The following is a 6322-nucleotide window of genomic DNA, read 5'->3' as shown; positions in this document are numbered from 1 at the left end:
AGCACCGGTCTGTCAGTTCATCAGTCCAAAAGTCCAGTAGTCCATCGGTCCATTAGTCCGTTTAGGGGCCCCAACCCCACCCCTCGTGGCGAAGTTCAATTTTTCTTTGCTGTTTACTCCAATTCTCAGGTGGACAATCGGTGTACAAATGATCATTTCTCGGAGACAAATGGTGGACAGATTCAACCTTTGAAAAACAATCCGTTTGTAAACGTTTGCTCTCCGACTCAATGATTCTCATTTCGTAGCTTGAGAACGGGGAGGGGCTACCAGCCCCTTTGTCAATTTGTAAAGCACCCAACCATTCGACTCATCTTTGCCTTCCCATTTCACATATGAGCCCTCAAACGTCCCTAAGTAGGCTATCACAATCCATAAAGAAGTCCAGTTGTTCCATAATCCCAGGATTCTATTGTGCCCGTCGTGATGCCATCCTTCCAGTCAGCTCATCAGTCCCCCGTCTTCACTTCGCTCATCGAGTCTCCTCACGCCAGTCGGCGCACCATCCTGTCAGTTCATTAATCCAATAGTCCATAAGTCTATTTATCTATAGGTCCATAGGTCCATATGTCCATAGGTCTACTAGTCCCAATTTCAATCCGTCTACCTACCTTTGATCCTTCGCAATTGCACACATTATGATTAGAGTAGGAATCAACGGCTTCGGACGAATCGGCAGAATGTTTACCCGCGTCGCCTTAAATCGTCCTGATATTCAAATTGTACAAGTCAATGACCTAGCCTCCCCTGAGGTTCTGGCACACCTTCTCAAGTACGATAGTGTACATGGCCATTTTCCTGCAGAGGTCCAGCATGCGGAAGGAATAGTCCACATTAATGGCAATCCTGTGAGATTCACCCAATTCACTTCTCCCGCTGAAATCGAGTGGATCGGGGTTGATGTCGTCCTAGAATCGACAGGGAAATTCAAGACTTATTCGGATTTGGAAAACCATCTCAATCAGGAGGTGAAGAGAGTCGTGCTGAGCGCACCTTCGCCCGACGATAAGATTCCTATGGTCGTGCTTGGAGTGAATGAAAGCGTACTCGATTCAAATCCATCCATAATCAGCAACGCGTCTTGCACCACAAACTGTGCTGCCCCCATGATGGATGTGATGCGCAAGTATTTTGGTGTAAAGCACGCCTATATCACCACCGTGCACAGCTTTACAAGCGATCAACGTTTGCATGATGCACCCCATACAGATTTGAGAAGAGCGAGGGCCGCAACGCTCTCAATGGTGCCTACAACTACTGGAGCTGCAAAAGCACTCAGCTCGATATTCCCAGACCTTGAGGGGAAGATGGGTGGATGCGGCATTCGTGTGCCGGTTCCAGATGGATCGCTGACTGATATCACCCTTACAGTTGAAAAAGACACTTCAATCGAAGAGGTGAACGCTGCATTTGAACGCGAAGCCAATGGTGCGCTCGCTGGTGTCTTGGGCTACACTAAAGATCCATTGGTGTCTGCGGACATCATTGGACTAAAAGAAAGCTGTTTGTTTGACGAGCAGTTGACAAGTGTACTGGGCAAGCAAGTTAAGATTGTCGGGTGGTACGACAACGAAGTGGGCTACAGTAACCGATTAGCTGATTTGATAGAGCGAATCAGCTAGCCGAATTAACTTCCCAATGCCTGCAAAGCCTCTTGTACTTTTCTCTCTAAGGCGACTCCGCGTTGGTTTAAAGCGACAATCATCCCACGGTCGTCGATGAGTACCGTAAAAGGAATTTGCTCTATGCCGTAGAATGCTGTGACTTCAGATTCGTAGCCTTTCAAATCGGATACATGGTACGGCCATACAAGTCCGTCTTGCTCAATCGCGGCTCTCCATTCCTGACGAGGTACTGACTGCTGTGAAAGTCCATCCAGACTTACACTGAAGATTTCGAACCCATTCTTGTTGTACTTCTCGTACAAACTTACTAGGTGGGGATTGTTTTGTCGACAAGGAACGCACCATGATGCCCAGAAGTCAATCAATACCACCTTTCCTCTCAAATCCTTCAAGTGAATCATTTCACCATCCGGATTCGGTAATGAAATGCTTGGGGCCAAGTTACCAACCTTCACATTCATACTAGCTTCGCGGCGTGCCTGAGCCATGCGAACCTGACTTCGAATTTCATTCACATATCCGTGGAATGTCTTTGCCAAAGTGTGTGCAGAGTCTGCAGAGGCTTGAATTCCATTATCTACCATATAGAAGTACGGCAGGTCGTACTGTGGTTGGAGAATTTGAGCTTGACCTACCACATGATAGAAAGCAAAGATATTTGCAAGGTCGGTCGAGTCTTCAGAAATAATCGCGGTGAGCTTTTCGTGGTGATCCGTCAATATTGAGTAGAAAGCTGCATCAGCCACTTTGCGGATGGCTTCCTGACTCTCAGGGAGACTGTCACGGTAAGTCGCCATCACATTGTCTAGTGAATCAACCTTCGGCAGTGTTCTGGTCATTACGCGGTGTATGCGGGATATCTTAACGGATGTTTCGTTACCTGCGACCGAGTAGGTGAGGGGACGTGTGCTCACATCAATATTTAGGTCAATTGTATCGCCAGCAAATGCGCGAAAACGCAGCACATTTTGACCGGGAAACTCGATCTGGTAGAACTCTCCTTCACCCTTGGTTTGGATGCTCTTTCCGAATGCGTTATTCTCGAAATTGAGGGTATCGATGACATTGATACTGTCGGCAGTAAAGTGCTGAACAAACGCGATATCAGAGAAAGAAGCCTCTCCCTTCAAGTAAAAGGTTCCGTTTGAACGGTTCGAATTACCACACGAAGCCGCGAGTGCAGCCACAGCGAGTATCAGAATACTATTTCTCATTATTTATCTAAGGTCTCTCTTAACATTTGGCTCGCCACTTTAGGGTCGGCCTTACCTTGTGAGCGCTTCATTACCTCGCCCATGAACAATCCCAGAACGCCTTTTTTGCCGTTTCGGTATTCCTCGACTTTACCGGGATACATGTCCAAAGCTGCCTGCACGTGCTCCTGAAGAGCATTGGTGTCGCTTTCTTGAATCCAGTCGTTTTCTTTGGCAATTGCCTCCGGGTCCGATTCTGGATTGTCAAGAAGGATTGGGAAGATCTTTTGGTTTGCTACGGTATTGCTCACCTTGCCCTCTTCAATAAGTTCAATAAGTTGGGCAACGGTTTTTGCGCCAATCGGGAAGTTCTCGATTACATCCGCGCGGTCGTTTAACCACGCTTTGATCGGACCTTGAATCCAGTTGGCGGCAGCCTTTGGTGTTGCGTTGGCCGCTAAACACTCTTCAAAGTACATGGCGATGCTCTTGTCTTCCGTGAGGACACGCGCGTCGTAGTCTGAAAGTCCAAGTTCGTTTGTGTACTTGTCAAGCAGCTCTTGTGGAAGAGGAGGAAGCGTCTCTCTTACTTTTGAAACGTATTCTTGGGTTACCACTACAGGCTGTAAGTCAGGCTCAGTGAAGTAGCGATAGTCGTGTGCATCTTCCTTTGTACGGAGCACAGACGTCGCACCAGAGCTCGCATCGAAGGTTCGAGTTTCCTGGTAAATGGTCTCTCCGGCCTCAATAGCATCAATCTGACGAGTGATTTCGAAGTCGATGGCCTTTTGTACGTTTCTGAAGGAGTTAAGGTTTTTCACTTCCACCTTAGTGCCAAATTTCTCAGCACCGCGCTTACGAACAGAAACGTTCACGTCACAACGAAGTGAGCCTTCCTCCATGTTACCATCGCTGATATCGAGGTAGCGGACGAGCTTTCGAACTTCGCTTAGGTATGCATAGGCTTCTTCGCCATTTCTAAAATCTGGTTCAGAAACAATTTCTAGAAGCGGTACACCCGCTCGGTTGAGGTCGATAAGTGTGTGGAAAGGATCCAAGTCGTGGATACTCTTTCCTGAATCTTCCTCCATGTGAATACGCGTAAGACGAATGTTCTTAACCCCTTGAGAGGTTTCAATTCGTACTTGTCCGCCTGTGCAAATAGGAGTTTTATCTTGAGTGATTTGGTATCCCTTTGGAAGGTCGGCGTAGAAATAGTTCTTACGCGCATATTCATTCCATTCGCGGATATCGCAACCACAAGCAATTCCTAGGCGGACGGCATATTCAATAACGGCGGTATTGGCTACGGGCAATGTGCCGGGATGTCCAAGTGAAATTGGACTAACCTGCGTATTTGGCATTGCACCATATTCGGTGGCGTCAGATGAATAAGCTTTGCTCTTAGAACTGAGCTGTGTATGGACTTCGAGACCAATGATGGCCTCCCAAGTATTTAATCTTGAATCACTCATTTAGCGCATGTTTTGCGGCAGTGCAAAGTAAGCAAATCCCCAGCAATTTAGCGCGCTTACGAAGCAGTATCCGAATTGAAGTCGGTCACAAAACGCTCAATGGTTCTGGCGACGATTCCCGCGTCTCCATCCAAAGCAATAGCTATATCCTGAACAAGGGTTGGAATAGCTTGTAGTTCTTCATTCTCAGGCCATCTGACGAAGTCTTTGCGTGTGGTGATGATTACGGGTTCTGTGAGCTTTTCGCATGCGCTCGTGATCCTTTGTACATCGGCAAAGGTGAATTCTCTGTGATCTTTGAACTGAATGTGTATACACTCCGTGCCCAGGTCTCTTAAGTGTTGAAGTAATGGAGCCGGTTCTGCAATACCTGTTACTACAACCGCATGAGCAGGGCGTTCTGCAGGTTTATTGTGGACATCAACGAGCTCTTCGTATTTCATTCTACTGAAGCTCAAGGTTTGAATCTCTGTAGGGTTGAGTTCGTTCCGTATACGTTCTCGTTCTTCAGGCGTCGGTTCACCTGGACATTTCGTCACGGTGATAATATCGGCACGGTCAGCCCCTCGAATATCCTCACGAAGGTTGCCTAGCGGAAGTATGAAATCGTCTGTGTACAGATCAAAGTAAGGCGTGAGGAGCCAAGTAAGGCCTGAGGCAACATACCGATGTTGATAGGCATCATCAAGGACGATAAGGCTAGGTTTTTTACCGGAACTCAAGATGGTTTCAATCCCGAAAACTCTATCCTCACAAACCACCACCTTTACTTTTGGGAATCGTTGTGCGATTTGAAGAGGTTCATCGCCCACTTCTTGAGCCTTGCTATTGGGCTTTACTTCTAAAAAACCCTTTGTCTTTCTGCCGTAGCCACGCGAGAGTACCACTATTTTAAATTTATCTTGAAACTGATTCAAGACCCATTCTGTGTGTGGCGTTTTTCCCGTTCCACCAGCACTCAAGTTCCCGATGCAAAGAATGGGAACGTCGAAAGTATGCTGCTTGAGTACGCCAATGTCGAAGAGTGAGTTCCGTATCGAAACGCCAATCCAATAGAGCGGTGCAAATGGAAGGAGCCAAGGTCTGCGCATGCGGTGAAATTAATCCAATTTCTGTTGAATTGAATCTAGCATAACGTCATATTCTTCTGGCTTATACAACAGCAATCCACTTTCTTTTCTGTTCCAAGTAAGCTGACGTTTCGCGTAGTTTCGGCTGTTTTGCTTGATTTTATCAATGGCTTCATCTCTTGAAATGGCTCCATCGAAATGATCAAACCACTCTCGATATCCTACGGTTTGAAGTGCCGTAGTTTCTCGGTATGCATAAACAGATTGGGCCTCCGCTTCAAGTCCGGCTTCCACCATGATATCTACGCGCGAGTTAATTCTCTGGTACAGCAATTCTCGCTCCCAGTCTGGCGCAACCTTGATGATTTTGAATGGGCGCTCTGCCTTCAATCCTGTGCGGAATTCTGAATAGGGCTTCCCCGTTTGAATGCAAATTTCCAGTGCTCGAATAACCCGTTGAGGGTTTTGTAAGTCTACTTTGACCGCATGAATGGGGTCAAGTTCCTGTAAGCGCTGGGCCAAAGGTTCAACACCTTCATTTGCTGCGATGGCATTGAGTTCTTCTCGAATGGCGGGATCTACTTCTGGCATGTCATCAAATCCTTCGAAGAGCGCTTTGGCAAACAGACCAGAACCTCCTACGACAATCTGTACCGGGTTATCGGCGTGAAGAGAAGCGAGCAACTCTAGCGCTTCACGCTCGTATTCGCCGGCAGACAATGGGGTTTGTATGGAGCGATCGGCTATGAAATGATGCGGTGCTCTCGACAACTCATTTGGCGTTGGTCGAGCCACCCCTATGTTCAGCTCACGGTAGAACTGGCGGGAGTCACAGCTCAAAATATGACAACCGAAATGTTCGGCTAGTCGGATTGACCATTCGGTTTTTCCGGATGCGGTTGGACCGAGAACGGCTATGACGGTGGGTGTTGACATCCGTGCAAAGGTCGGAATCAAAA

General features: G+C 47.4%; 5 protein-coding genes. 1 reads left to right on the top strand and 4 read right to left on the bottom strand.

Translation table 11 applies throughout. The annotated features are described in order from the left end of the window. The first annotated feature begins 638 nt into the window (after positions 1 to 638). The gene (gene gap / locus F8C67_RS03845) at positions 639 to 1622 is read left to right on the top strand and encodes a type I glyceraldehyde-3-phosphate dehydrogenase (protein WP_151666470.1); all 984 of its coding nucleotides are present in this window, start codon (positions 639 to 641) and stop codon (positions 1620 to 1622) included. 5 nt (positions 1623 to 1627) lie between these two features. Here the strand turns inward: gap and F8C67_RS03840 are convergent, their stop codons facing one another. The 4 genes from F8C67_RS03840 to miaA are packed head-to-tail and all read right to left on the bottom strand — an operon-like array spanning position 1628 to position 6299. Beyond that, entirely contained in the window at positions 1628 to 2839 is a 1212-nt protein-coding gene (locus F8C67_RS03840; protein ID WP_151666469.1) for a peroxiredoxin family protein, read from the bottom strand. Beyond that, positions 2839 to 4293: an Asp-tRNA(Asn)/Glu-tRNA(Gln) amidotransferase subunit GatB gene (gene gatB, locus F8C67_RS03835; RefSeq protein WP_151666468.1), complete on the bottom strand. Its 1455-nt coding sequence runs from the start codon at positions 4291 to 4293 to the stop codon at positions 2839 to 2841. The genes F8C67_RS03840 and gatB overlap by 1 nt, the downstream gene beginning before the upstream one ends. A 56-nt stretch (positions 4294 to 4349) precedes the next feature. Beyond that, entirely contained in the window at positions 4350 to 5384 is a 1035-nt protein-coding gene (gene lpxK / locus F8C67_RS03830; protein WP_151666467.1) for a tetraacyldisaccharide 4'-kinase, read from the bottom strand. 9 nt (positions 5385 to 5393) lie between these two features. After that, positions 5394 to 6299 (bottom strand): tRNA (adenosine(37)-N6)-dimethylallyltransferase MiaA, encoded by a 906-nt coding sequence (miaA, locus tag F8C67_RS03825; protein ID WP_151666466.1) that lies wholly within the window; start codon positions 6297 to 6299, stop codon positions 5394 to 5396. Between the last annotated feature and the right edge of the window lie 23 nt (positions 6300 to 6322).

Source organism: Phaeocystidibacter luteus, assembly GCF_008933115.1.
Lineage (GTDB): Bacteria > Bacteroidota > Bacteroidia > Flavobacteriales > Schleiferiaceae > Phaeocystidibacter > Phaeocystidibacter luteus.
The sequence above is the reverse complement of the archived record's forward strand: the minus strand, read 5'-3'. Positions and strand labels throughout refer to the sequence as shown.